Below are 26,214 nucleotides of genomic sequence, written 5' to 3' on the forward strand. Positions count from 1 at the left end.
AACTCCTGTCTAGATCGTCTTTCCTATATTTTCCGATCTAGAAATCCGTCATCAACTTAGTATTGTTATCAGCAGCGCTATCGCTTTTGCTACTATCTTTTACCACCGGTGTCAGCATCGACAATGCCGCGATCGCACCCCGAACTTGCGACGCTTCTACGTCGAGATACTCTTGCAGTTGCTCCAAATTTCGATGTCCGCTGATTTGCTGAATCACTCTCAGTGGAATTCCTGCATTGCTCATCAACGTCAGTGCAGTTCTCCGGCAGCTGTGAGTACTTGCGCCTTCAATCTCTACTAGTTTGCACCCTCTCCGAAAAATTAGTGCTGCATAATCCTCATGCAAATGACCACGGCCCCAGCGTCCAGGAAAGAGATAACTATCACGAGAAACTTTGGGTTTATACAATTCCAGGTGATGCCGCAGATCATCCAGCACAGGAATTGTACGAGTGGACAGCTTCCCCTTCGTACTGCCTTTGCGAATATTCAACTCTGGTCTGACTTTGCTTCTGCTGTCATAAACATCCTGAATTTTGAGGGTGACGCATTCGGAGACACGACAGGCAGTGTACAGCATCACGGCACCGAGTGTTCTGTCTCTAACTGTAGTCAACCCATCGGTAAACAGACGCCCGATTTCTTCCGGCGACAATACCTTTGCCTTCCCGTGACGGTCAATTTTCACCCCTTGCACTACCCCCGATGGTTAATAATCCTATCAGCGATCAGAACAAAACAGTTTTAAGGTGATGAAAAATTGGATAAGGCAATCCTCTAATGAGGGGGAAGGGGCAAAGAGAACCAGTAATTTAAAAACAGGGGTTTTATACCGTATGGAGGAAAGAACGGGAGCAAAGCTTCTTTTACCGTTTGGACATTCCCCTTTCCCTCTTCGTTGAGGAATGTGCTGACGATGGTAGCATCAAGGTAATTATCATGATAAATTACGCGATTAAATGAGCGTGGACAGTTAAGGTTTACCTAGATGAAACGTAGATATGAGCAATACAGGGCGTAAAAAAAAGCTGGCATCTTTCAACTGTGACCAAAAAATGTGGGAGCAGTTTATCGCCCGTTGTAAGTCGAAAGAGACGACGGCAACAGCCACGCTTACCCAATTTATCGAATTTTACCTAGATGATATAGATAACCTTGATACAATTGGTGGCGATAATTTAGATAAACGCCTCGACTTTAAGATTAAGGCAAGTGTTGAGGAGTACTTACTTGCTGGTAATAATAGTTACTCAAATTCGACCAATGAAACGATGTTAGCTATTTGCTCACGACTTGATAAGCTTGAGTCACAGTTATCAAGTGAATCTAATAGGAACCAAACCACAGCAATCCATAACCTCGCCGATTTAGAAGAAAAAATTGAGGGGATGTGTGCCCGAATGACACAGCTGGCTGAGGCGATCATTAAAATTCAAGACTATCTCAACAACCAACAAAAGCGGGGACAGAAATCGTACTACAATAATTCATCCTTCAAAACGCATACTCCTAGAATGCAACCGTTAACTGAAGAAGGTTTAGCCAAGAGACTTGGTGTAAGTGAGGAAACTGTAAGCAAGGAGCGAATTAAACTCCCCCCACCGCTTTTTGTAGCATGGTGTAAGGGCAAAGATAGATCCGGTATTGGGTGGGAATTTAACTATCAGACGGGATTTTATCATCCGGTAAGTTAGTATTTTGGTTAATTTCAACTTGTCGCAGTGAATGTGCGCTCTGCTGTTGCCAATTTTAATTTTTTAAAATGTGATTATTTCACAACCTTCAAGCAATTCGTCGTAAACAGTGAGTTGCTGTGTTTTTAAGTGATTTGGTAGTGAATCATCATCAAAGGTCAAAGTAACAATATAAGTATTTTTGAGACTAAGAGATGATTTGCTGATATCGGTTATTGCTGCACTCATACCACTTCGAGTCCCAATCAAATACCTTACTGATTGGCCGATCTTTAACTGTGCTGCTGGAATAGCCATAGATTTTAAAAGTGTAAGTTAAGCAGTAGTCTTTGGATGCGATGGCTCAAGCGCCCACGCCCAGGCGATCGCTGTTCAGAAGTTAGGCACGGGTTTAATTCAGTACATCAGTTAGGATTGCCGTCGCTCGAGTTAGGGAGCAGATTTATCTCTTTTTCCTCCCAATGTTTTTTCAATATATATTGACAAGTATTTTTGGTGTGTGGTTAATGAAGTATCAGGGATTTGCAGAGATTATGCTCCTGTTAGTAGTTTGAAAAAAATTTGCTTACTAATAATAAAACCCTCACTTTCTTAGGAGGGTTGTAGTAGAGCTACAAGTGAGAATTGGCAATCAGTTAGAGGTTCTGCCCTGAGCAATAATTTCCATAGCTCTTCTTTGATGTTCTGGGATGGAGTTGAGGGCAGATATAAGTAATTCCCGCAGAATCTCAGATTGATTTCTTCCAACCACCTGTGAATAGAGCTTTAAATCACTCACATATTTTGGTTCTACGCGAAGTGTAACACTGGCAGAATTATGTTTATTTGACTTGGAACGCATAATTTGACTCCCCTTATAATATGCTCCTACAAGTATGGGTGTAATCGCATAACCTGAGAATAAAGTAATATTGTAATAATATCATAAAAACATTATAGAAGTCAGAATATTTAGCTTAAAAAATAGAGAAATTAGCATAATATGTCAAAAGTAAGAGATAAGTTATCTATGAAGAATTCTAAAAAGAAAAAAGCTTCTTTACCAGTTTATCTAGATGAGTTTGAACGTGAAAGGTTAGAGAAAATCGCCTCTGATTGGGGTACAAGTTTATCAACCACAATCAAAAGGCTGATTAGAGAGAGAGAAATTAATTGTTGAGTAAGCTTATCAAGGAATAACTGAATAAAGTAAGACGATAATATTTGAATTTTGTCTTACATTCCTGTAAGAAAAGTTCATAAAAAAGCTTGTTAAGTTTGCCTCCAGCTTTATTTGATGTGATAGTATAATCCAGTTACTACCAGTAGAAAGAAAATAAATATGGTGAATATTTATCTCAAATAAATTCTGCTTTAGTGTTGCAACACGGAGTCAGCCTGCGCCCAGAGTTTCCACTGAATCGGCATACTCTTGATTCTGACGAATGTATTCTTCTCTTAAGTTTCGAGGTAACACAATTAGACTTATCTGACTATTTATGACAAATAAAGGAGGGATTGTTTTGGTAAGTAATACAAAGGAACGTGGTTCACGCCAAAGAGCTAAAACTAAGAATCAGGTGATTGCCAAGCTGATTGGTAAAGTAGGTTTGAGATACCAATATCAGATATATACGGTTGGTACAACTTTGATTGTTGCTAGCCAAACAAGACCAGCACAAGCATTTGGTTTGTTTAACCCAGCACAAATAGCAATGACGTGTATGTTTGGTGGAGCATCGGCTCAAGGAAATGCATTAATAAATGGCTTACCAGGAGTGATAAACGCAGCGATAACAGTGATGTTATTCATTTATTTCGTGTCATCAGGAGTGAAGGTTGCCAATGCATTAGGTGATGGGCAAGAAGTAACGCAAATGGTTCAGCAACCAGTAGGGATATTTTTTATAACTCTGGTGTTATTCATTGCTCAAAACATTCTGTTTGCAAATGTGACAGCAGCTTGCAACTAAAACACAACAACTTCTGGAAGCTTCGAGCAGAAAGGGGTGCCAATTTCTGCTCATTTGTTTAATTTTAATAACTAATGATGAGTCATAGAGAAATCAAACAAGTGAATCAATCGTTAGGAAAGAGCGCACCGATTGGAATCTTTACAGGATTTCAGTTTGCTGTAGTGATTCCATTATTCGGTGTAGGTTTCTTTTTAGCTTTTGCATTGGGATTAAATCTAGCTTGGAGTATATTGATAGGTTGCTGGTTAAGTGCAACAGCATTAGCTTTATCAGGGAAAAAACCTCATTTATTTTGGTCAAAGATTTATCCAATTGTGCCTGTATGGTCGAGAGGGTATACGAGATACTTAACACCGCAACAAAAACAAAAGATTGGAGCTAAGAAAATTCGTAGTCCGTGGAAATGATGAAGATTAGTCGTTCTCAAACCAACACGAAAGTAAGTCCATTTGAGGACTGGCTAGATTTGACAACTTTTGTAAAACTCAAAAGGGGTGGCTATAGTATTGGTGCTTACTTACTTAGTAAAAAACTTTTCAGCGACACGAATAATACATTACAACTAGTATTTGGATATAGTTGCACAGGAATTCATCCATTATTTAATTCAAGTGAAGAAGTAGAAGCAATAGCCAAAGCTTTTGAGAATGGGTGCAAGGAGATACCCCAAGGTGAAAAGTTCACATTTAGATGGAGTTCATTCTGTGATGATAGTGATGCCAAAGAGTATTTATACAAGCGATTGCAAAATCCTGTATCAGATGAGAGCGAATTTCTGGACTGGGGGCAGTTAGGGAGAATTCAGGAATTGACACGTTTGCGTCAGAGAAAAAACATAACTCTGAGCGTCTATACGACTTTCACTATAGTACCAGGGGGAACAGAGGGCGGCGACCCGATAGACCGAGCATTGGTGAAGCTGGCAGATTTTCTGACAAGACGATTTACAGCAACAGGGGCGACGGAAGTTACGAAAAAGAACTTAAAAAGGATATTAGAAAAAGCGATAGATGTTTCACAAAGACATCTACAGATATTGACAGAGATGGGTTTCGCCCCAAAGCCAAAAAGTGCAGAGCAACTATGGAAAGAGTTAAGTAAGTCTGTGGGAGCAAAGATTGTAAAAATCCCGCATACTTTAGTATTTGATTCATTGGGACTAAGGGAGGAATTTAACGAAACCCCAGCAACAAATAAATCATATATAGATCAAGCTCATGCGACATCAGTATTGATGAATAATGGTATACCTTTCGCAGATCGAAAGTGGGTATGTCTGCCTGATGTTGAGGGCGGTAAAAAATATGTCGGCGTGATGGTTTTGTCGCAAAAACCAGAAGTATTTGCATCAACAGAAGCACAAATCCGATTTCTGTGGAATATATTTGCACGAGAGCCAATTTACGATGTGGAAGTGATTACCGAAATCAGTCCCGCCGACCAGAAACTAACCCGATTGGCGCAACAAATGATTACCCGGAGAGCGCGAAATGCAGAAATCAGCGCTCAAAAGAAAACAATTGATGTTGCCTCACAAATAAATGTTGAGTGGAGTGTAACAGCCCAAAAGCAATTGTACACAGGGGACACACCAGAAACATTAGGATTAGTAGTGTTAATTTATCGGGATACACCTGAAGAAATTGACGATACTTGTAGATTGATTTCTGGGTACATTAACCAACCAGCAGAGCTAATTCGAGAAACGCAATATGCTTGGCTGATTTGGCTACAAACATTGGGAGCCAAAATGGAACAGTTATTATCACGCCCTTATAATCGCCGATTAACATTTTTTGCGAGTGAAGTATTAGGGTTAGCTAGTACAGTGCAAATTGCCAAGGCTGATAATCAGGGTTTTGAATTAATTGCAGAACAAGGTCATTCGCCAGTACATCTAGACTTGTCGATAACCAAGAATATGATGATTCTAGGAACGACAGGCTCAGGAAAATCTGTTTTAGTTGCCACAATGATCGCAGAATGCTTGGCAATGGGAATGTCAGTTTTGATTATTGACTTACCCAATGATGATGGAACGGGGACATTTGGAGATTTCACCCCATACCACAACGGGTTTTACTTTAATATCGCCAAAGAATCAAATAATCTTGTCCAGCCAATAGATTTGTCAGCAATTCCAGAGTGGGATGTAGAGGGAAGAGAAGAAAGAATAAAGCTTCATAGAAATGATGTGAATCTGATTATCTTGCAGTTGGTTTTGGGTTCACAAAAATTTGATGGCTTTTTGGCACAAACAATCGAGTCGCTGATTCCACTAGGCACAAAAGCGTTTTATGAACATCCAGACATCCAACGTCGTTTTGAATTAGCACGAATCAGCCAAATTGGAACGCCAGAGTGGGATAATACCCCAACTCTAGTAGATATGGAGCAATTTTTCTCAACAGAATATATTAATTTGGGTTATGAAGATGAGAATGTTGAGAAAGCGCTTAATTACATTCGTTTGCGTTTGAAATACTGGAAAGCAAGCGCCATTGGGGATGCGATTTGCAAGCCTTCCACCTTCCAAACTGATTCTAAGTTAATTACTTTTGCACTAACCAACCTGCAATCAGATAAAGATGCAGAAGTTTTCGGGATGAGTGCATATATGGCAGCTTCTCGGCAATCACTTTCCTCACCAAAGAGTGTATTCTTCATGGATGAGTCAAGTGTGTTACTACGTTTCACTGCACTATCTCGGCTAGTTGGGCGGAAATGCGCCACCGCTCGCAAATCCGGCAGTCGAATAATCCTTGCTGCCCAGGATGTAATTTCCATTGCCAAATCTGAGGCGGGAGAACAGATTCTACAAAATATACCCACAAGATTGATTGGGCGGTTGGTTTCCGGGGCGGCGAAAAGCTTTACTGATATCCTTTCGATTCCGCACTCGATTATTGAGAAGAATGAGCTATTTCGGCCTAATCTTCAGCAAATGTACACAACATGGTTGCTGGATTACAACCGCACGTACATTCGTTGTCGTTATTATCCCTCCTACGTCATGCTGGCGCTAGTTGCCAACAGCAGAGAGGAACAGGCAAAGCGCAATCGCTTTCAAGCTCAATATCCGAACAAGTTTGAATGGGTGTCGGAGTTTTCTAAGTATTATGTGGAGTGCATCAAACAGGGACAGTCATTATGAAAAGTCTAATTGCTTTTGCAATTCAACAAAAAATTCTCTTGGTAATTTTAGGTATAGGAGTCACCAGCTTAAGTTTTCAAATGTGGAAGTATCAAGATGAGCAATATCAAAAATTATTGGCTAATCAAAAAGTCCTTTGTGAAAAATCTTTAAAAGATGCTGATGACTTGATTTTCAAAAGTCGAACTCTCTATTCAGCTTTCAATTCAGGAAATGGTCGTCATGCTATTCCTAAAGATAAAATTCAGCAGCCAGGGATTAACACACAGTTGCAAAAGAAATCTTATGTATTAATTAGAACTAAAAAGCATCCTTTGATTCCAAGTAATACTCCACATTATAAAAGTACTTACTTTGAAAGTTATTCCAAACCACCAGGAGGAGAAACAAATGTTGATGCAATTGTGACTGCCGAGCCTTTGAACGATTTTGAAGCTCTTGTTACTAGTCCCTGCTCACCAAAACCTTTTCCTGTATCTTTCGAGGATCTATATGAAATCACACAAAAGCATGATTTTACGCCCGATGGTAATTTATCTTGGCGTTAGTTCTCTCTTTACGACGATATTGATTGGCGATAGTTGTAATCAAGCTTGGGGATTAGAGTTACCCTTTTTGACTCAATTTCAGCAAGTTTATATGAGCCTAAAAAGCCGAATATCAAGCTATGAAACTGAGTTGAACCAAGCTTTAGGGCAAAGTTATGGAGAAATCAAGGGTGAAATAACTCGACAATTAAATCAGGCAGTTGATTCTACAATTGGGTCTTTGGGAATTCCAGACCCCCTAGAATCAGGGGAAAAAATCAAAGAAGTTATTCGCTCACAAAATCCAGATATAACTCAGCCCAATTCTAATACTCAAGCTGAGAATGCAGAGTTGTCATGGCATCGTCAATATACTCTAGGTCAATCTCAATCAACTTTAGGAGTTGATGGACAACGAGTACAGGCACAAGAGGCTGATTTGACTAATAATGCATTAAGTATTTCTTCAACTAACGCTGACAATGCACAGTCAGACATCGTAACTCAAGATATTCTCAAAAAAATGGCAACTCAAAATCTACAGAATGTTGTCATTTCCAAAGCAATACATGGAGAGACTCAAAAACAAACACGAGCCTTGGCAGCAGCTAATATAAATTTGGTTGACATCTCGAAAAATATTTCGTCACAATCTCGCAAAGAAGATGCACAAAGTAGAGCAGTGGCCATGCAATTGTTAGAAGCTGGCGCTTATAACGACGCTTTTTGGGAGAGACAGTAATGTATTTTTATCTAACTAATTTAATTCCTTTTATTATTGCTGAAACGACTGTTAATCAGACAGATAAAAACCTGCCGACTGATGCGGAGACTATTATCCAAGGTGCAATCAACGGTTCGGAAATTTTTGTTTCAGCATTTGATAATGACTGGAAACTATTTGCGAGTGGTCAAAACCCAGTTTATGTAGCTATTGTTAATATCTCGATGCTAGCGGCAGTAGTTTTAGTAAGTTTTTGGTCGTTGCAATGGTATGAGCAAATAATGTCAGAGGGCTTTTCGAGTGGAGTTGTCAAAGAGATGGCTTTCCCAATGATAGTAATTCTGATGCTCAACAATAATGGAGCAATGCTAGCTACAACTTCTCTAGCATTAAGAAATGTTTCAAATAAATTAAACTCTAGTGTATTGACTGTTACGAGAAATGGTATAACCCTCAAAGAAGCGATTCGGAGTGTTAATACAGATCAAACTTTTATTCTCGCTGCGAAGACGGCAATGGCAGAATGTGAAAAACTAACTGATGTAGAAATAGATAAAAATGGCAATCAAATTACTCCTAAGAAAGATTGTAAAAATAAGGTAGCTCAAGAAATTGACGCTCAATCACAAGAGTATAAACAAAAGAAAAGGATTCAAGGGCAAAATAATTGGAACCCTTTAGATGTCGCTGGAGGAGCAGTCAATACAATTGTTCAGGGACTATCTTATATAATTTTTAGTGGTCTATCGGCAGCTTTTCAGTTTCTCGTTCAGTTTTCTTTTCTTTTGACAGCTTATGTAGCACCGATATTCTTAGTATTGTCTATGCTGCCAATCGGAGCCAAGCCGATTTTTGCTTGGCTTTCGGGGTGGTTAGCATTAACATTAATCCTTATGTCTTACTCAATTATTGTTGGTGTAGCTGCTAGTTCTATAGTTAATTCTCCGTCAAACAATCCACTACTTCTACAGTTAATAGAGGCAATATTTTCACCCATACTTGCAGTAGCAATTGGAACGGGTGGAGGAATGGCTCTATTTTCTGGTTTTACCAGTGCAGCCAAGTTTGTGGTGATGCCAAGGAATAATTGAAGAAGTCGGAAGTCGGAAGTCAGAATTAAACCTACGAAATTTGTTAAAGGTATTGAGAAGATCCAAACATTTACCTAGTTCGCACACGGGAGAGTAGAGAAGGACTTTAATATATGCAACTACTGGAGAAAAAACAAATAAACTTAACTCCCATATTTCTGATGGGTAACGCAGTTTTACTTATTGTTCTACTTTTAATTCAAATAATTAATTTTGCTCGGCTCGGAAGAGTTGCAAATGACAAAACACCGACTCTAGTTGAACTAAATGATGGGTCTTCGATACGAGTCTCCCCCATTGCCAATGACGAACGATCGCCACAAGCGATTACCTATTTTGTGGGACAGACAATGACGGGGCTACTAAGCTGGACTGGAATTCCAAAGTCTGATGACTCCAACTCCGACCCAACTAAAAAAGCGGTACTAGATGCTGGTGTACAAGTGGGGGAGAAAAAAATCACGACGAATGTATGGGTTACAGGATTTGCATTATCTGAAGATTTTCGAGGTAATTTCTTAGAGGAATTAGGCAATCTGACACCAGTTGACGTTTTCAACGGCACGACGCAATCAGTTTTGGCCGTGCGGTATTTCTCGGAACCCCAGAAATTGGCACCGGGTCACTGGTCAATTGATATGGTAGCCAACCTCGTAGTCTTCCAGGGCAGCAATCAAGTTGGTCAAGCGATCGCATTTAATAAAACCGTATTTGTTAGAGCAATTGATACACCAAGTCCTCCGTCTAACTCATCCGACATTCAACGAATTGCATATAGCGTTCGCAAAGCGGAATTAGAAATTTATAAGATCCAAGATTTAGAAATCGGGAAGTAATCAAATGGCAGTCACAGATGTACTATCTATTGAAGAAAATGACGCAATAAATGCGTTAGAGGAATCAGTTTTGGCAACTCCCAAAGTCCCCCAGGATAAAAAAAGTTTTGCGGCGATGAATGGCGTAACTTTTGAAATTGAGTTCTCAGATAGAGAAGAAGCAAATGAACCTCAAACGCGCCCACAACCAGAAGAGATTGTAACCACTCGCGTCATTTCTCAGCATCCCTTACTCAAAGCTGGGGTAATCGGGAGTGGAATTTTTCTACTGATTGCAGTGGCAGGTGGGATGATTAATACTTCTATGGATGCTTTAAGCAATTCCACCACAGTCAAACCGGAAGCGAAAAAGCAAGAGGTATCTGGCAACGCTCAAGATTTAGAATCACAATCAGAAAATCCTGGCAAGATTAAGACGGCACTAGCGATTACTTCCCAAAAACCGGAATTAGAAAGTCTTCGTAATACTTCAAGAAGCAAAGCCCCAGTTAAGGAAGAAAACACCATTGTAAAAAGTAGTCCTGTAACTGCATCAACTAGTTCTCCACCAATAGTTTCACCACCAACCCAACGACAGTACGCCTCTATTAGTCCATCCCAACCAATAGTTATTCCTCCGAATCCCACTATATCTAGAGAACCTCTAGCAACAAAGTCTTTCTCCACCCTTTCGCCTAGACCGCAACCTCAATCCATAGCTTTAGTTTCATCATCAAGCAATAAACCAAACCTAGATCCAATGCAACAATGGTTAACTGTTTCTAATGTCGGTAGTTTCAGCGCTAATAATACTGATACTACGGCTGAAGAACCAATTAGTATCCAAGGGCTATCAGGTGGCACTGGTAGACCTAATGTGACAGTAAAAACTTCAAGTAATGAGTCACAAAACATTGATTATAATGCTAGACGTGTGATAGTAGGAACTCGGATACAGGGCAAAATAGAAACCCCAATTGCGATAAGTGCTGGCAATGCAAATCAAGTTCAGAAATATCTGATTAGACTAACCTCAGTATTAAAAGCATCAGATGGCAGTGAGGTTTTACCCGTAGATTCTTATCTGGTTGTTGTGCCGAATGGCTCAAATAGTGGCGAATATATTCAAATGTCTGCCATCGCAGCTTTAATTAATGTTGATGGTCAGACATTAGAAAAGACTATACCGGAGAATTCCATTATTATTCTCAATAAGAATGGAGAAACTCTCAGGGGGCAATCACGTCAAGGCAGTAGTTTGGGTAGCGATTTCATGACAGCATTAATCGCGGGGGTATCGAAAGCTGCTGAAGTAGAAAATAATCCCAACAGCCAAACTACTATAAGTTCATCTGGATTTTCGACTAGTACCGTGAGTAATGACAATAAAAATTTATTAGCTGGGTTTGCTCAAGGAAGTTTTAGCCAAGTACTACAATCAATCCAGTCATCAAATACTCAACAAATACAATCTTTACAGTCAGATAGCAAAGTGTTTGTAGTGCCAGCCCAGACAACTGTTCAAATATTCGTAAATCAAACGATTTCTCTATGAAAAGTAGCTTGCACTTACAAAGAAAAGGGTGTGGGGTGTAGGGTGTGGGGTATAGAAATAAAAAACTTTAGTTCTGGGTTATTGCCCAGTAAAAAAAAAGATGTATAACGAGTGGCGCAGCGCATCGCGTTTTGCGTCTCCCCTTGGGAGAAGAAATACTACGTCCCTATTGAATCCCCTAAATTTATTTATGGGGTTTCCCTTCTGCCTTCTGCCTCCTGCCTTCTGCCTTCTCAATTTATTAGTTCTGAGTCCGATTCAAGTTTTAGCTGGTAGTGGAGCTAGAATAGTTTATCAAAGAGAAGCCCAAGGGATTAATTCGGCAGGAATTGAGTTGAAAGTTTGGCGTGGATATGGCTTAACAATTAACTTCATTCCGACTGGTGAAACGATTAAACAAGTCTGGATTGGAGATCCCACTCGTATCTCTTTTACTTCAAATGGAAGCTTATGCCAAAAAACTGATAATTCTTCGTCAAATGATTCGACTTCTAACTGTGGTCAAGCCAATGCAACAGTTATTTTTCTACGTCAAATCAAACCAATAAGTTTCCCCAATATCACCAATAGCATTGATGGCAGTACCCAAATTACCGTGATTACTAGTGGTTCGGATGGGCAGAAACAATATCAGTTTAAATTAATTCCTGCAACAGGGCAACCATCATATACCAGTTTGGTGATTAAGCCGGACGTTCTGAGACCACTGCCGGTAATCAGAACTAAACCGCAAATCGTGCCAACAGTTAGAGAAAACAAAATGCCTGTGACAACTACAGCGCCACCGCAAGAAAGAGTGGCTGCTGTTACACCTGTAAAAACTATAAACTCTACAATATCCCCTGGTACTTCCCAAGCAAGAAATGATGCTAATGCCCTTGTTTACGGATTAGCGAACGCTGGGCGCAATGGTCAGATCAAGCCTGGAGATGCGACATGGAATAAAGTTCAAGATGCAATTAAATTGCTCCGACTTGGTAAGAGTAGAGAAATAGCTATCTCCCACTCTGGTATTTCAGAAGAAATTTTTAATCAGTTAATCGAGTGGGGACAGAGATAATGAACAAGTATAGGCATGAATCATATAGAAAAGGGCAAAAGTAATAGTTAATTGGAAGGTAAGTTAGATGAAATTTCTCAAATATTTGTTAATAGCTACAGCTTTAATTCCATTTACCTTATCTGCTCCATCTTCTGCTGATACTCCTACCATCACCTATTCGCAAGGTAAATATAAAACCCAAGCTCCTGATTGGTCACGTATCACTTGGGGGAATCTCCCACCTTTACAACAGGCAGGATATTTAAGCATTCCAGAGAATCTGCTCTCAGTATTTGGATACGATCCTTCACGCTCATGGTCAGCAGGTCAAAAGGTAGATTCTGTTGTCATGCTAGGGGATGCAGATGATGCATTCAAAATGTCTAATTTTAGCCTAAAATCGATAAGTGCGCTCGTAGTACCGACCAAAGAACTCACATTGAAAGATTTTGGATTAATGCAATGGCAGACTCCAGCATCATTAGTCAAAGCTATTCCTAATTTAGGAAATCTCAGTGTTAAGCAAGTCCCACCAATAGCTGCATTATTGTCTAGAAATGGGGTACAGAGTAGGCAAAGAATTTCTCAAATTTTACGGTCGAATCCTCAAGCGGCAAATTTGGCTTTGGGTAAGCTTGATTTAAGCAAGTATGCAATTGAATCTGTACCAGAATTAACAAAAACTCCATTGAATAAGTTCAAATCGTGGCAGCAGAGTTATATTTCTCAAGTACCAGGACTCAATCAAGTTCCTTTTAGCAAAATGCCCCAGCCGATTGATTCGGATCTTAGTGTGGTTGGTGTGGCATCAACAGTTTTTGGTTCATCAGAACATGGAGAGGCAAGAGTGGGAGCAAACTACTTTATCTCTGGAAGTGTGAAGCGCGGTGATACCACCACACCAGTAGCCTGTTCATCAGGTAAAGAATGCTCTTATCTGGAATTAGGAGATTTTGCAGGTTCAAAAGGTGCGTTATATGGAAAGCGTTGGGCATCTGGTTCATCGCAGCAGGTCAAAGGTGGTTACGGTTTCTTGGCTGCGGTAAACGGAGGTCTTGAACCAACAGGACGATTGGTTTATGGCAGTGGCTTCAAGGTTGCATTGACCGGAGTTAATGAGTCAACAGGTACAGCAGACTTTGGTTTATTCTTTAGAATCTGTGCCCGTCCCCCCTTTATGCCCAAGACCTGTACGCCCTACTTTATTGGCCCAGTGCCGTGGATTGGGGTGAAGGAGAATAATTTAGTAATTGTGGGGACTGGTCAATGACACCAACAAATTCTCAATCAGTTAACCCAAATCAATTGCTGCCATCAGGTATTGAGTCAGTGCTAATTTCTCCGGCAGGACTTGGATTACTCGCCTGTGGTGCAGTAATTGTAGTGGCTAAATATATTGATGCAAAAGCAGGTATTGCTAAATTGGCGACTGCAAGATGGGGTGGAGCAGCAGAGAAGACAGCAGCTCGTAAACTTGCTTGTAAACAAATCAATAAACGTAAACATAATCGTGTGTCGCTGTACGTTAGCACTCCCAAGAATACAAGCAGTGAAGTTGTGGGTGGAATCAGAAAAACAAAAATTCCTTCAGATTCTAAAACACTGTACTTACCAGATGCGCAACGGGGGATTTTCGTTTGTGGTGGGCCTGGTTGTGGAAAGTCATTTTCAATGATTGTGCGATTCGTTGACTAGTGAATCACGGTGTAAGTCCGTACATAACTAGTCCAACCTGACAGCAGATAACTGTCATTACAGGTTGAACTCTCGGCTTGATGTAGGTGTAAGTCCTACCATTCAGACTCAGAATTGACTCCTTACCTGCCCACACCGAACAAGCTCGTTTCTTGTAGAGTGAAGCTGGGAACAGGGAGCAATCAGACAGCCGTTACGGGCTGACACTGGCTCTAATAGGGAGTTCCCATGATGAAACAGAGCCTAGAAAAGCAACTTAGTTTTGAGCAGGGCGTAACATAAAACCCCTGACTTCGCTAGAGCTAACCCCGCCGAACAAAATCGTAGTATCGGCAAGAGTCCAGGGAATCTAGCAGTTGAATTGGCTACATCTAACGGAACAATCAATCTCACCGAGGGAACGAATAAAAACGATTTGTGAGTCTTGGGGAAGTCGAACCCCAGGTAGGTAAGACGGGATACGGAACTCTCATAAGTCGGGTAGGACAGACCGTAATTGGTCTGAGGTGTTCAGAATACATGAACTAGAGAAGAGAAAATGATTAGGCACAGTTACAAAACTAGTGAATCTTGGAAAGCTCTACCGTGGAAGAAATTCCGCCGAAATCTATTCCGCCTTCAAAAGCGAGTGTACAAAGCTGTTCAAGTTGGAGACAAGCGGAAAGCTAGGTCACTCCAAAAGCTCATTCTAAAATCAACCTCGGCTCGATTTCTTGCAATAAGACAAGTATCTCAGCTAAACGCTGGTAAAAAGACGGCTGGTATCGATGGTAAAAAATCCCTAACTTTTAGCGAACGCTTCAATTTAGAAGAATGGTTAAGAGTTAATAGCGGAGATTGGAAACATCAAGGCTTACGAGAAATACCCATCCCTAAAAAGGACAGTACTATCAGAATGCTTAAGATACCTACCATAGCGGATAGAGCTTGGCAATGCCTAGCGAAATATGCCCTGGAAGCCGCACACGAAGCAACTTTCCACGCCAGGAGTTACGGATTTAGAACTGGGCGCTCCGCCCATGATGCACAAAAGTACATCTTCACTAACCTAAACTCAGGTAAGAATGGAACAGAAAAACGAGTAATAGAACTCGATATCGAAAAATGCTTCGACAGGATTAATCACTCAACAATTATGGATGAACTCATTGCCCCCAAAGGCTTAAAACTCGGAATTTTCCGATGCCTCAAGGCAGGAGTTAACCCACAATTCCCTAAACAAGGAACCCCGCAAGGGGGAGTAGTTAGTCCATTACTAGCTAATATCGCACTTAACGGGATTGAAAGTATCCACAGATATCATAGACAGTCGGGTGGTAAAAATAAAACTCAACTCAAAGTAACTGAGAAAACACCCCAAAACGATATCAGCGAACCATCAATACGCTATGCGGATGACATGGTTATTATACTACGTTCCCAAGATGACGCGACTGAAATACTTGAAAGAATCTCCGAATTTCTCCGTATTCGCGGAATGAATGTTAGCCAAAAGAAAACCAAAGTTACCGCCGCGACAGATGGGTTTGATTTCCTCGGATGGAACTTTAAAGTCCAGAAAAACGGAAAGTTTAGAAGTACTCCCTCAGTGGATAACTTTAAAGCGTTCAGTAAGAAAGTAAAACACATCGTCAACAACTCGAATTATGGTTCTATCGTGAAGGCAGAAAAACTAGCCCCGATAGTTAGAGGCTGGAAAAACTACCACAAGTTCTGTGATATGACTGGCTCAAAGCACTCGCTTTGGTTCTTAAATCACAGAGCATACGCGGTATTTAACAAGGAAACAAAGCAGAATCGCTATTCGAGCGAAAATCTCATAAAGAAGGCATTCCCAAAGGTTCCTTACTCCGAAAATAAACACGTCATGGTTAAGGGTACAAAATCCCCCTATGACGGAGATACAGCCTATTGGAGCGAACGTAACAGTAAACTCTATGACGGCGAAACCTCTAAAGCTCTCAAGAAGCAAAACTATAGATGTGCTTCCTGCGGTTTGAAACTCATCGATGAGGAACGGATTCACCTACACCACATCGACGGAAATCACGCCAACTGGAAGAAAAATAATCTTGAAGCGATTCACGAGAGTTGCCACGATTACAAGCACATGAGCAAAAGCAAAAGCTGAGAACATCGGGAGCCGTGTACACAGAAATGGGTACGCACGGATCTAACTGAGAGGTGCGGGGAATAATATCCCCCATCGACTCAACCAACCCTCTGCTGCGTTCAGCAATAGATCAGGGGTTCCCCTTAGCACTTTACGATTTCAAGTACGCAGAGCAAGAATCAGCTTATTCTCCATCTAAAGGACAAGCGCCAGTACTAGCAGGATATGCACTCTTACGTGGTTATCAAGTCACCGTCTTAGCCCCAGGTTTTGCAGAATCGGCAGTTGCTAATCCAATAGACTTTCTTCGCAATAATGAAGACTCGGAAATGGCGCGGCAGCTTGCGATCACTCTCAACCGCAACTTTCAACTAGGTGAAAAAGATTCAGGAAACAGCTTCTTCACGAATGCCGGAGATCAGCTAGTACAAGCTGTTTTCATGTTGGCGAAGGGAACACAATACCCAGATATCATGATGTGCCAAGCCCTATTGGGATTGCCAAAGCTAGTTAAGCGCATGGAACAAGCAGAAAATCTTAATTTCATGGTTAGGGAAGCTTTCGCACAGTTTGTATCTGTTGCTGGTAGCCCAGAAACAGCGGCTAGCATCGTGGGTACAGCTAGTGGATTGTTCAGCCGATTCATGGTTCCGGCAGCATTGGCAGCTTTCTGCGGAAAAACCAATATTCCACTGGACTTGAAAGGGCGACAGATGGTGATATTTGGGATGAACAAAGAAAAGCGTGATGTAATTGCACCGCTGCTTGTCTCCATCCTGCATTTAATAATAAGCAGAAATGTCGCCTATAAACGCACTTGTCCTCTGGTGCTTGGGATTGATGAATTACCGACATTATATTTACCAGCCCTGGTGGATTGGTTAAACCAAAATCGGGAAGATGGGCTAATTTCAATATTAGGTTTACAAAATCTCTCAATGCTGATTGAGGCTTATGGAGAAAATACAACGAATGCCATATTTGGGGGATGCGCTACCAAAGCATTCTTTAATCCCCAAGATGATGTAGCGGCAGAACGTTTTAGTAAGTTTTTAGGTGATGAAGAGATTAAGTATAAACAGCGTTCCCGCTCATCAGGCGGAAAGGGTGGTGCAAGTATTTCCAACTCCGACCAAAACAGTACTCGCAAGTTATTTGATATTAATCAATTTAATACATTACCAGAAGGAAAAGCCGTAATTATTAGTCCAGGGTTTCGTTCTCGTGGACAGATAAGTATACCAATATTACAAAATATTCATATTCCTCAACATGAAATTGACTCAGAGGCAACGAGTGTGGGAGCTTGGTACAAGTTTCAAAAGTCATCGGCATCTAAATCAATTTTGAAACCTCCAGCAGATCAAGAAATGAAAATTCGTCGGCAAGCTGCTTTGGAATTATTGCCTTTAATAGAAAACCAAGAGCAGTTATCAGAATATGCTAGTTTGATTTAAAATCAGATAGTTCACTCAAGTTACTATTAAATAAATCAGGGAGAGAAACTATGGCAGATAATTCTTACCGCATCTCAGAAACAGACAGAAAAAGAATTTTAAGGCTTCCTTCTGATATAGCAGCCTTAGCCGATAGATATCCTTCAGAACTAGTAAATATTTCTGATAGTTGGGACGAAAAACCTTTTCCTGAAGGATATATCCCTCGGACTATCGAAGTTTATACTGCTGAGATTGAAGATGCCGTAATTTCTATCACAGATAATGTTTTAGTTGGTTATATACCTTGCCCAACCGAAGCCAATCCCTCGTCTGTAACCGTAGTAGTTGATGGAGACTTTGCTTACATTGAAATTGAAGGCAGAGAGATAATTAATCATATTGGCGGTGCTATTCTTCCAAAAATCAATACTAATATAACCGAATTACTTCAAACAATAATAACGGGTAAAAATGATGATTAATGATGGAGATGCTAAGGAAGTTAAACGTGATTATCTAGACATACTTGAATACATTTTTAAGCAGAAAAATAACAAGGATAAAGAGAAAAACAATACTCCAGAACAAAGTAATTCACTTCGTCCACGCCCAAAGGAGCATTTATCAGTATACATATCAGGTAAAAAGGTTTACGAAGCTGACAGAGGAGAACAACCATCTGTTAATTATTTAGATTCTCAAAATACGGAGATTTTAAATAAATCGCTCTCTGATCCTCAAAGCTTTAACGGTACTATCCTAATCAAGATTGATAACGAGAAAGTCTTTCATAGTAAGAATGGAGAAGTATTGCTCGACAGTTTAGGACTAGTTGATCCGGCAATTGCAAAACAGAAGAAAGCACCGCAACAACGAACCTACAGCGTAGAATCTTTACAAAAGCAAGTGCAAGTGTTGCAGAAGAAACTTAGTGAACAGCAAAAACTTGTTGATAGCATTAAATCAAACCAGAATTCACCTGAATCTTTGTCACAACTAGCTGCTCAAGTTGCCGAAATGAGTAAATCCTTGGAGAAGCAGCAACAGTTAATTGAGAATACCCAAAAAGCATTGTCCCAGGCAAATGAAGGATTTTTGCCACAAGTTCAAAATACGGTTCTTCAAAACTGGGTTGGTTCAGTTGAACGTCAGGTAAAGAAAACAGCTAGAAATGCATTTGAGCGTCTTAAGGATGCTCTGACCCCTGAAGTCACGAAGCTAAGGAAAGAAATTGCACAGATGAAAGCTCACATAGAGCAACAAGTTACTAACCGACTAGATGAAGTCAGAGAAAACACAGATAGCGTCAGGAATGAAATCAATCAACAAGTTGATAACTTAACTCAAGAGTTGCGTACACAGGTAGACGGTGTTAAAAACACGGTTGATGAAAGCCTTATGGGTGTTAAGTCAGCCATTGACAATACTCGAACTGAACTGCGGGCTGCTGTTGAGGATGCCAAGGGCCAAGCTATCGAGCAAAGTGTTAAAGCCCTGCTTAACATTTTGGGCAAAGATAACCCTGATGGTTCTAAGAGTTTTAAAAGTACAAATTTTGATTTTGAACGTCTTGGCGATAATGTAATTGTCCGTGCTAAAAACGGTGAGGCTGTATTCGCTGATGGAGTTTTATCACCTAACGTAAGTGAGAAACAGTTACAGGCACTTGATAAGGTTCAATCTGCTGTTGATATGCATCATCAAATTCAGCAGGATTCTCAACAAGAATCACAATTTAGAAGTATGCACAGATAAAGCAGAGGGAGCGTAAAAATGATACTAATCCTAACCATTGGTTTGTTGTTTGCAGTGGGTGGAATAATTTTTCTAGCTTGGCTGTTTGTGTTATTTCCACCTTCAATGCTAAAGCCAAAGTATCGCTCCCAAGGTTTTAAGCAATCGCCATTACCACCTAAGAGTACGAAATCGTCTGACATTTCACCTCAAAATTTTGTACGACGAAGCCCAGCACCAACGCAAAAGGCTTTCTTAGCTAAAAATTTTAAGAAGCAATTACTACCAAGCCCAGCGCGAACACCAAGGGTTAGATTATCTAAAAATCTTAAGAAACACTTGAATAATATTGAGTACGCTAGTCAAGTATTACTTGAGCTTCGTAGCATAATTCCTATAGCCAAATTGCCAGTAGTAATCGCCACACTGCGTAGGATATCACCCTACGTTTTTGAGGAATTGGTACTCACTTGCTGCAAAAAACAGGGCTGGCAAATTCAACGCAACTTTCGGTACACCGGTGACGGCGGGATAGATGGTCGCGTGTTGATTTTGGGAAAGCTTTATGTAATCCAGGTTAAGCGTTACGCTGATTACATTAGCCCAGAACACATCAAAGATTTCCTGTCCTGTATTGAAAGTGAAAGAGCTAGTGGTGGATTCTTCGTGCATACTGGCATAACTGGACAGTTATCAAAACAGTTGATTCGTCGCTCCGACAAAATAATCTTAGTGAGCGGTCAGAAACTGGTAAATTTTGTTTTAGGTGAGCAGTTGAAGATAATAGGGATAACAATACCAGTTAAGTCAGTGAACAGTTATCAGTGAACAGTTATCAATTATCAATTATCAATTATCAATTATCAGGTATCAGATATCTGATATTCCCATCAATTCATTGATGGGTTAGTTGTTCACTATTCACTATTCACTGATAACTGATAAGTTAGCGCCGGAACCTTAGATGCTCCTCGTTGTCATCTGGCGATGGCGAGTTGATTCCCAATCTTTTCATAATCGATGGTTTGTCATCTTTAATCAGTTGCCTAACGATGTTCATTTTCTGCTCAAAATTCAAAGCTTTGGCATCAGTTGTAAAACTCGTAAATAACTCGCTGACCTTTGCTCCTGTTACCTTTTCACCTTTGACATATTTTCCTACTTCCATAACTACTTCTGCCAATTTTTCAATATCTAAACCCTGAATTATCTGTTTGAGATGCAACTTTAATTCTGCTAGTAATGTTTTAGCTAAGGTTGACTCAGTAGTTGATTGCTCAACAGAGTTAGAGGTGGACAAAATAGCTCTCTTCTCTACATGAGATTGCAACTCAGCCGTCAAGGCTGTTTCCAAGTCATTAAATGCAGTTTGATCTTCAACTAACTGCTGATGAGATTGAGAAAGTTGTTCTGTCAATTTTAATACTGCTTGGGTTAAAGCAGACTCGATAGCTGATTGCTCAACATAATCAGAGATTGACAGAATAGCTTTATTTTCTGCATGAGATTGCAACTCAGCCGTCAATGCTGTTTCAAACTCATTGAATGTACTTTTAGCAATAACAAGTTGTTGATGAGATTGAGAAATTTGTTCTGTTAGCCCTAATACTGTTTGGGTTAAAGCAGACTCGATAGCTGATTGCTCAACATAATCAGAGATTGATAAAATAGCTCCTTTTTCTGCATGAGGTTTTAACTCTTGAGTCAAGGCTGTTTCAAAGTCATTGAATGTACTTTTAGCAATAACAAGTTGTTGATGAGATTGAGAAAGTTGCTCTGTCAATCCTAATACTGCTTGGTTTAAAGCAGACTCGATAACTGATTGCTCAATATAATCAGAGATTGATAAAATAGCCCTCTTTTCTGCATGGGATTGCAACTCAGCCGTCAATACTTCCTCAAAGTCATTAAATGCAGTTTGATCTTTAACTAACTGCTGATGAGATCGAGAAAATTGCTCTGTTAATCCTAATACTGTTTGGGCTAAAGCAGATTCAATACTTGATTGCTCAATATAATCAAAAATTGACAAAATAGCTTTTTTCTCTGCATGAGATTGTAACTCAGCCGTCAATGCTGTTTCCAAGTTATTAAATGTACTTTTAGCAGCAACGAGTTGCTCTTTGTATTGAGAAAGTTGTTCTGTCAATTCTAATACTGCTTGGTTTAAAGCAGACTCGATAGCTGATTGCTCAACATAATCAGAGATTGACAGAATAGCTTTATTTTCTGCATGAGATTGTAACTCAGCCGTCAATGCTGTTTCAAACTCATTGAATGTACTTTTAGCAATGACAAGTTGTTGATGAGATTGAGAAATTTGTTCTGTTAGCCCGTGTTGGGTTGTTGTCGTTGGTTAAAGTCATGGGTTTGTACCTGTGGTTTATTTTGTAAAAGATAGGGAACAGGCAATGGGGAACAGGCAACAGTTTTTTCTATTTCCTCTTCCCTGTGTGTTGGTAAGAGATCCAATTTGTCATTCCCTGTTGCCCGTTCCCTGTTGCCTGTTCCCTCAAGTTGTATAGAACGTTGTTCTGGTGTCAGATGAGGCAGTGGTGGAAAAGCCGCACTCAAGAAGCGTTGATTCTGCTGTTGCCAGTCTCTTAAACGCTTTGCTTCATGACTCAATTTCTCGTAAGCTAGTGGCCCAGTTGCGACTATGAAATCATCAACACCTTTAGAAGGCCCTGGCAACCTGACAACTTTGACTTTGGCTCCTGATTTTTGTAACAATCTTCCAGTTACGGAAATATCTCGTTCGATATGGAGTTTTGTTTCGGGCTTGGTTTCATAGTCAAAGCAGAATTTGATTTCTCGAGAAGGTGTGGCGAAAACTGCTAACTCTTCATGCAGGTAAGACTTGCCAATTTTCTTGCCAAACTCATCTTTGGGAGTTCGGTATCCCGCCGAAATCCCAGGTAGACCAATGGCAGCATGACCCTGACTCAACAGACTAGCTGCTTTTTTCGCGCCTTCTGCTAGAGCACAGGGGATATTATGTTTCCAGACACAGTACCAAAATCCTGATTGGCGATCGCTATCACTGGGGTTCACCTTGTGTTTGGAGTAAATGCGTTCGGCAATATCGTCAGGGACATCTAGCAAGAAGATACTTAATTCAACTTTTGGGGGATGCTCATATTTAATGAATTTCCCTTCAATTATTTGCCCAGACTCATCTTTTTTGGGTCTAGGTGTGTTCGGCTTGTAACATCCCCATCTTTTAATCGCAGGTTTATCACCTGGTGTTAAATCAGCAAATGAACGCGCATCAACTCCAGCATCACACCACCAACCGCCAGCATCAAGATGAGAATATGCTCTAATTAATCCCTCCGTTAACCTCCCGGTATTTGTACGATTAAGTTTTTCACTAACCATGAGTCTTTCCCAAGCCTCATGCTCACCACCTGCATAGTTGAACTGAAGACTTTCAAAGTTTTTTGCCGCAATGTCCGGGTGAATGGCGCTATTTTCAAACTCTTGCCAGTGCTTTGGCTCAATAAAATTGGGTACTTCTTCTGATTTTTGAGGTATCCAAAATGCTTCTGTTGGGGCAGCAGTCTTTAATACTGGTTTTTCAAAAACAGGAGACTTTCTATCATCTCTATGTTTCTCTTTGAGAGTGGGTTTGGCTACAGTTTCTAAACTCGTTGTAACTAATGGAACTGGCCGACTAACTGGTAAGGAGACTTGTTCTGTGACTGGCGGTTGAGCTTTCAGTACAGGCTCTGCTATTGCTACTTCAAGTTTTACTACTGGCTGATTAGCTCTTGGACTGACCGAGGCAGTTATCGCTTCTGATTGTGATTTTTGCTGTAGTTCCACTTTTAAGGAATTCATCAGCAATTCTAAGGCGTTATCTTTGGCTTTAGACTCTTGCGCCAGTTCTAGTAATTCTAATTTATCTTTGGTATACAGCTTGACGTTATGCCTAGCTCGGCTAATTGCCACATAAAAACTTTCTTGTCCAATTGTGTAATCTGCTGCAATCAACGCTAAATCAGTAGTTTTCCCTTGGCTGCTGTAGATTGTGCTGACAAGCGCATAGTCTAAGTTTTGCGCCTGTTTGAGGTTGATAGTCTCAGTAATTTTGGTGTCTTTGTACTCAATTTGGGCAGAGTCTCCCTCAATCGCCGTGACTACAAATTCTTGACCATTGCGCCTTTGTAATTGGCGGTCATTTTTCTTCCATTGCAAGCGATCGCCTACAGCAATCTCAATTTCATCACACTGGTAAACCGCTTTGTCAAAATTGGTATCTACTTCTAAATGTGTCCCCGCAGAGGTTCTTAATGTTAGTCGGTCAAGATCCTTGTTGACGACTTCATAGATTTGACCTTTCTCTAAACCCCGGCGCTTATAGTTGCGCGTCGGCATCACCACATCACCCAGTTCAAAGTTATGGGTGTAGCGCATCTGAACTAAAGTGAGATTTTTTGCTTGTAACTGGCTGATGTTTGCAGTCGCCCCTAAACTTCCTTCCTCTTTTAACTTGCCTCGAATTGCCTGGGTAAGTGCTAATTTTTCAACATTTGTGCCAGCGAGTACTAGCGTTCGTGCTCGTTGTTCTTTCGCTAATGCTATATAGTCAGCAGCAATTGTCTCTAACTTCGTATCAGGTGATACCTCTAAAATACTCCCAATTGTCTCTAACTGCTTAAATCCCGCTTCTACTCTCCCGTCTGCCAAAAGGTCTACTGCGATCTTTAACTCTGGGTTTCGCTGCCTGTTCGACTGTGTTAAGTGCGCGGTCTGAATGCCAGCTTGTTGCAGAGATTTGAACGGGTTTCCCGCTTCTACAGCTGATAATTGCTTGGTATCGCCAACTAGTAATAGTCTTGCTCCAAGAAGTGTAGCTCTTTCTAAGAGGGCATGAGCATCTTTGGCACTAAGTAAACCTGCCTCATCTACAATCCAAATCTGGTTTGCTTCTACAACTTTAGCTGGTTCTCCTACCAATAAGCTGGCTACAGTCTCAGAATGTATGTCCAGTTCCTCACTCAGTACCTTTGCTGCCATTGATGAAGGGGCAAAAGCTTTGACTGTATAGCCTTGGAAGAGTGCGATCGCGTTTAATTCTTTGAGGGCAAAAGTCTTACCCGCCCCGGCTACCCCTTGCCAGGCAATGAATTGGTCTGTTGTGGTTGCAGCTAGACTAACTGCTTGCCTCTGCCCAAGGTTTAGTGAGGTTTTCTCTAACTGCCTTTCAATTACTTCCTTTGAGCAGATAGGGTTTACTTTACTTTGTCCCGACTGCATCAATTCAATCGTTGCTAGTTCTCGCTTTACTGCCGCCCATGTTGTGTATTGCAGCTGCATTCCAGGCAGAGCAATTAACTCTTGATGTTGCTTGATCAATGGCTCAATTGCAGTCACATCAGTAAAAAGTCTTTCTCTTAGAATGAATTTCTCTAAATCCTCCTGCTTGAAGGCTACATTCCTCTCACTACAATGTGCGATTGCATTATCTAGAGCATCTTCTAGAGTTTGTTGTGAAAAAGAATCTTGTACAAAACTATTTGGCTCAGAAGGTTGAACAAAACTAATGCCTAGCGCCGCAGCTTCTTCATGCCACAGTGACTTGAGTTCCGATTCTGTTACCTTTTGCTTGCGCTGCCGAGTAGTATCCCAGACTTTTTCGCGTTCTGCCCATGTAGTTGATGCACCCGCCGTCGCAATGATTTGCTGTCGCCGTTTTGAGAACGCCTCCAAATCCTGTTCCTTGAACCCTTTGATCTCAAATTGTCCATGTTGACGTGGCTCGACTTCATACCCTAGTTTCTGCACTTCTGTTGCCAGATAACTTTGGTATGCCATGCCCAGGAATTTCTTGTTGGCGAATATCTCACTATTGACCAAACTCATCCACTTGCCTGAAGCCTCAGTTGTGTTCATGACTAAGCAGTGGGTATGCAGATGTGGATCTAAAGAACGGCTCTCAATGTGGTCGAACTCTGCAACCACCAAGTTAGCTGTGTTTACCCTGTGGCGAGAATCTCCTTGTGTCACTCTCGTTATGGCATAACGTTGTTCCATCAACGTTAATACTTTTTTTAATGCCTGATGATGCGCGGCAATTAATCTCTCATCTCCACCTACCAACGCCATTAGGCTCACACTCTTAGGCGCAGAGAATGTACAGTCTAACGCTGCCCTGCGTTCATTGGGCTTCAGTACCTTAGCATTAAGCTGCTCACGACCATCGGGCGATCGCCCAGAGATTACATTTTTAAAAGCTTGCTGATTTTCAACTGCCCCTGATAAACCCAATTTCTCAGCACCCTTACCACTCCAGCGAGACTTGCCTTGGTGATAGTAGTTCTTGATGAAGTAGTTCACTGCCATTTCTGATGACACGTTAGCAGATGTTAGCATCGCTCACCTCTGCGATGAGATTTACATAACTTAACTCGACTCCTATTGGACAACTCCCAAAAAATATTGAAGTCATTGCTGATCACCGTCATCAAACTCACTTTGGTTTGATGCCGAGTTACAAATTTTTGATGAGACTTTGACTGCAACAAATTTTTTATTCACCAACTCTCATGCACTTAAATATAGCAAATTATCGTCTAAAACTTTCTGCCAAATTTGGCGTACTGTGCGTAAGGTTTTGCTATTATTGCTTTGTCGAAAGAATAATATCATTGTAATAGTATATATTTCGGAA

General features: G+C 40.7%; 23 protein-coding genes. 18 read left to right on the top strand and 5 right to left on the bottom strand.

Annotation, left to right across the window (positions count from 1 at the left end; genetic code table 11):
- Positions 1 to 37: 37 nt before the first annotated feature.
- The gene (locus tag RMY64_RS14845; protein ID WP_322700414.1) at positions 38 to 688 is read right to left on the bottom strand and encodes a site-specific integrase; all 651 of its coding nucleotides are present in this window, start codon (positions 686 to 688) and stop codon (positions 38 to 40) included.
- Between the two features lie 313 nt (positions 689 to 1,001).
- Here RMY64_RS14845 and RMY64_RS14850 point away from each other — a divergent pair, with 313 nt between their 5' ends.
- Positions 1,002 to 1,694: a hypothetical protein gene (locus tag RMY64_RS14850; protein ID WP_322700415.1), complete on the top strand. Its 693-nt coding sequence runs from the start codon at positions 1,002 to 1,004 to the stop codon at positions 1,692 to 1,694.
- A gap of 63 nt (positions 1,695 to 1,757) precedes the next feature.
- Here RMY64_RS14850 and RMY64_RS14855 read toward each other — a convergent pair whose 3' ends face one another.
- Both RMY64_RS14855 and RMY64_RS14860 read right to left on the bottom strand, forming a co-directional pair.
- On the bottom strand, positions 1,758 to 1,922 hold the full coding sequence (locus RMY64_RS14855; RefSeq protein ID WP_322700416.1) for a hypothetical protein: 165 nt from the start codon (positions 1,920 to 1,922) through the stop codon (positions 1,758 to 1,760).
- A 403-nt stretch (positions 1,923 to 2,325) separates the two neighbouring features.
- Positions 2,326 to 2,535, bottom strand: coding sequence for a hypothetical protein (locus RMY64_RS14860; RefSeq protein WP_322700417.1), 210 nt, complete (start codon positions 2,533 to 2,535; stop codon positions 2,326 to 2,328).
- A gap of 141 nt (positions 2,536 to 2,676) precedes the next feature.
- Between RMY64_RS14860 and RMY64_RS14865 the strand changes: the two genes are divergently transcribed.
- The 17 genes from RMY64_RS14865 to RMY64_RS14945 all read left to right on the top strand — a co-directional run bounded on the left by RMY64_RS14865 (position 2,677) and on the right by RMY64_RS14945 (position 20,366).
- Positions 2,677 to 2,853, top strand: a complete 177-nt coding sequence (locus RMY64_RS14865; RefSeq protein ID WP_322700418.1) for a hypothetical protein — start codon at positions 2,677 to 2,679, stop codon at positions 2,851 to 2,853.
- A gap of 319 nt (positions 2,854 to 3,172) precedes the next feature.
- Positions 3,173 to 3,646, top strand: a complete 474-nt coding sequence (locus tag RMY64_RS14870) for a hypothetical protein (RefSeq protein ID WP_322700419.1) — start codon at positions 3,173 to 3,175, stop codon at positions 3,644 to 3,646.
- Positions 3,647 to 3,720: 74 nt separating this feature from the next.
- Positions 3,721 to 4,056 carry a hypothetical protein gene (locus RMY64_RS14875; RefSeq protein ID WP_322700420.1) on the top strand — a complete coding sequence of 112 codons (336 nt, stop codon included), beginning with the start codon at positions 3,721 to 3,723 and terminating at the stop codon, positions 4,054 to 4,056.
- The gene (locus RMY64_RS14880) at positions 4,053 to 6,803 is read left to right on the top strand and encodes a helicase HerA domain-containing protein (protein ID WP_322700421.1); all 2,751 of its coding nucleotides are present in this window, start codon (positions 4,053 to 4,055) and stop codon (positions 6,801 to 6,803) included. Before RMY64_RS14875 ends, RMY64_RS14880 begins: the two co-directional genes overlap by 4 nt.
- Positions 6,800 to 7,351, top strand: coding sequence for a hypothetical protein (locus RMY64_RS14885; RefSeq protein ID WP_322700422.1), 552 nt, complete (start codon positions 6,800 to 6,802; stop codon positions 7,349 to 7,351). The genes RMY64_RS14880 and RMY64_RS14885 overlap by 4 nt, the downstream gene beginning before the upstream one ends.
- Positions 7,296 to 8,072: a hypothetical protein gene (locus RMY64_RS14890; RefSeq protein ID WP_322700423.1), complete on the top strand. Its 777-nt coding sequence runs from the start codon at positions 7,296 to 7,298 to the stop codon at positions 8,070 to 8,072. The genes RMY64_RS14885 and RMY64_RS14890 overlap by 56 nt, the downstream gene beginning before the upstream one ends.
- On the top strand, positions 8,072 to 9,145 hold the full coding sequence (locus RMY64_RS14895; protein ID WP_322700424.1) for a hypothetical protein: 1,074 nt from the start codon (positions 8,072 to 8,074) through the stop codon (positions 9,143 to 9,145). The genes RMY64_RS14890 and RMY64_RS14895 overlap by 1 nt, the downstream gene beginning before the upstream one ends.
- Before the next feature lie 113 nt (positions 9,146 to 9,258).
- Positions 9,259 to 9,981 (top strand): hypothetical protein, encoded by a 723-nt coding sequence (locus RMY64_RS14900; RefSeq protein WP_322700425.1) that lies wholly within the window; start codon positions 9,259 to 9,261, stop codon positions 9,979 to 9,981.
- Positions 9,982 to 9,985: 4 nt separating this feature from the next.
- A complete protein-coding gene (locus RMY64_RS14905) occupies positions 9,986 to 11,515 on the top strand; it encodes a hypothetical protein (RefSeq protein WP_322700426.1) in 1,530 nt (509 codons plus the stop codon).
- Positions 11,516 to 11,705: 190 nt separating this feature from the next.
- Positions 11,706 to 12,575 carry a hypothetical protein gene (locus tag RMY64_RS14910; RefSeq protein ID WP_322700427.1) on the top strand — a complete coding sequence of 290 codons (870 nt, stop codon included), beginning with the start codon at positions 11,706 to 11,708 and terminating at the stop codon, positions 12,573 to 12,575.
- 67 nt (positions 12,576 to 12,642) lie between these two features.
- Positions 12,643 to 13,827, top strand: a complete 1,185-nt coding sequence (locus RMY64_RS14915; RefSeq protein ID WP_322700428.1) for a hypothetical protein — start codon at positions 12,643 to 12,645, stop codon at positions 13,825 to 13,827.
- Positions 13,824 to 14,252, top strand: coding sequence for a hypothetical protein (locus RMY64_RS14920; RefSeq protein ID WP_322700429.1), 429 nt, complete (start codon positions 13,824 to 13,826; stop codon positions 14,250 to 14,252). Before RMY64_RS14915 ends, RMY64_RS14920 begins: the two co-directional genes overlap by 4 nt.
- A gap of 538 nt (positions 14,253 to 14,790) precedes the next feature.
- Entirely contained in the window at positions 14,791 to 16,383 is a 1,593-nt protein-coding gene (locus tag RMY64_RS14925; protein WP_322700430.1) for a group II intron reverse transcriptase/maturase, read from the top strand.
- A 53-nt stretch (positions 16,384 to 16,436) separates the two neighbouring features.
- Positions 16,437 to 17,822, top strand: coding sequence for a type IV secretory system conjugative DNA transfer family protein (locus tag RMY64_RS14930; RefSeq protein ID WP_322700431.1), 1,386 nt, complete (start codon positions 16,437 to 16,439; stop codon positions 17,820 to 17,822).
- A gap of 50 nt (positions 17,823 to 17,872) precedes the next feature.
- Positions 17,873 to 18,286, top strand: coding sequence for a hypothetical protein (locus RMY64_RS14935; RefSeq protein ID WP_322700432.1), 414 nt, complete (start codon positions 17,873 to 17,875; stop codon positions 18,284 to 18,286).
- Entirely contained in the window at positions 18,276 to 19,559 is a 1,284-nt protein-coding gene (locus RMY64_RS14940; RefSeq protein ID WP_322700433.1) for a hypothetical protein, read from the top strand. Before RMY64_RS14935 ends, RMY64_RS14940 begins: the two co-directional genes overlap by 11 nt.
- A gap of 18 nt (positions 19,560 to 19,577) precedes the next feature.
- On the top strand, positions 19,578 to 20,366 hold the full coding sequence (locus tag RMY64_RS14945) for a restriction endonuclease (RefSeq protein ID WP_322700434.1): 789 nt from the start codon (positions 19,578 to 19,580) through the stop codon (positions 20,364 to 20,366).
- A gap of 118 nt (positions 20,367 to 20,484) precedes the next feature.
- Here RMY64_RS14945 and RMY64_RS14950 read toward each other — a convergent pair whose 3' ends face one another.
- Together RMY64_RS14950 and mobF are read right to left on the bottom strand one after the other, a co-directional pair.
- Entirely contained in the window at positions 20,485 to 21,795 is a 1,311-nt protein-coding gene (locus tag RMY64_RS14950) for a hypothetical protein (protein ID WP_322700435.1), read from the bottom strand.
- 71 nt (positions 21,796 to 21,866) lie between these two features.
- Complete coding sequence (mobF, locus tag RMY64_RS14955; RefSeq protein ID WP_322700436.1) at positions 21,867 to 25,916, bottom strand: MobF family relaxase; 4,050 nt, start codon at positions 25,914 to 25,916, stop codon at positions 21,867 to 21,869.
- Positions 25,917 to 26,214: the final 298 nt, after the last annotated feature.

This window comes from Nostoc sp. DedQUE08, from assembly GCF_034530895.1.
Taxonomy (GTDB): Bacteria; Cyanobacteriota; Cyanobacteriia; order Cyanobacteriales; family Nostocaceae; genus Nostoc.